Raw genomic sequence first — 1373 nt, 5'->3', positions numbered from 1 at the left:
ATCGTCTTAAAGGCCAGGGCTGGTATGAAACAGATTTTAAATCGGGTTCAAAACGGAATCTTGCCGACAGCGGAACCTCAGACAGTTCATCTGCCGCAGCTCATACCTGTGGAACAGGATGCAGTCATTAAAAATTTAAATGCGTAAATATTTAATAGCAGGCCTGCTGGTCTGGATGCCGCTTGGGGTCACTTTTTTAGTGGTCCGGGCGATAGTTGGTTTTTTAGATAAAAGTCTGTTGCTGTTGCCGGACGCATTTCAGCCCGATAGGCTGCTCGGCTTTCATATTCCCGGTTTGGGAGTATTACTGGCAGTGGCGCTGGTTTTAATCACCGGCATGATAATGGCCAACTTATTGGGGCGTCGATTAGTGGCGTTCTGGGAATCATTACTGGCAAGAATCCCGCTGGTCAGAACGCTTTATTCAGCGGTTAAGCAAATCATGGAAGCGGTGCTGGCAACAGATGCCAAATCGTTTCGAAAAGTATTATTGGTGGAATATCCACGCAAAGGTGTCTGGAGCTTAGCGTTTATGACATCGGATGATCTGGGTGAGGTGCAGGATAAAACCATTGCCAATGTCATCAGCGTGTTTATTCCGACCACACCAAATCCTACCTCGGGGTTTGTGTTGATGGTGCCGGAGTCTGATGTTATTGAATTGGATATGGCGGTAGAAGAGGGGTTGAAAATGATTATTTCGATGGGCGTGGTGGTGCCAAACTCACTAGCCTATCAAAAGAAACGTCAGGATCAGCAGCTCACTGAATAGAAAATTTCGGACACTTTTTATCTATATAAATGGTGTAGTGTTAAACAGTATTTTTGGATGTTGGAATAATTATGCGTAGCCATTACTGCGGCGATGTAAACGAATCTTTGATTGAACAAACGGTAAAAGTTGCAGGCTGGATGCATCGTCGCCGGGATCATGGTGGGGTTATCTTTATTGATTTGCGTGATCGTGAAGGTCTGGTGCAAATCGTTTGTAATCCGGAAGATGCCGAAAGTTTTGCCGTGGCTGAAAAAGTACGCAGTGAATATGTGTTACAAATTGAAGGTGTGGTTAACCCCCGTCCTGCGGGCAGCGAAAATACCGATTTAAAAAGCGGCAAAATCGAAATTATCGCCAAGCGCGTGACTATTTTGAACAGTTCTGAAACTCCGCCATTCCCATTGACGGAACAGGCTGAAGTTAATGAAGATATCCGGCTGCGTCATCGTTATATCGATTTACGTCGCCCGGAAATGCTGCAAAAGCTGCGCTTTCGTTCACAGATTATCCGCCAATTACGCCAGTATCTCGATAATCACGGCTTTATGGATATTGAAACACCTATCCTGACCAAAGCTACCCCGGAAGGCGCGCGCGA

2 protein-coding genes are annotated in these 1373 nt (G+C 45.8%); both read left to right on the top strand.

The window, feature by feature from the left end:
• Nucleotides 1-139 precede the first annotated feature (139 nt).
• Nucleotides 140-772 carry a DUF502 domain-containing protein gene (locus B3182_RS10155; RefSeq protein ID WP_292356073.1) on the top strand — a complete coding sequence of 211 codons (633 nt, stop codon included), beginning with the start codon at nt 140-142 and terminating at the stop codon, nt 770-772.
• Between the two features lie 71 nt (nt 773-843).
• A partial coding sequence (locus B3182_RS10150; protein ID WP_292752643.1) for an OB-fold nucleic acid binding domain-containing protein occupies nt 844-1373 on the top strand: 530 nt, incomplete at its 3' end.

The organism is Methylophaga sp. UBA4204, from assembly GCF_002379485.1.
In the GTDB taxonomy this organism is placed as follows: domain Bacteria; phylum Pseudomonadota; class Gammaproteobacteria; order Nitrosococcales; family Methylophagaceae; genus Methylophaga.
The sequence above is the reverse complement of the archived record's forward strand: the minus strand, read 5'-3'. Positions and strand labels throughout refer to the sequence as shown.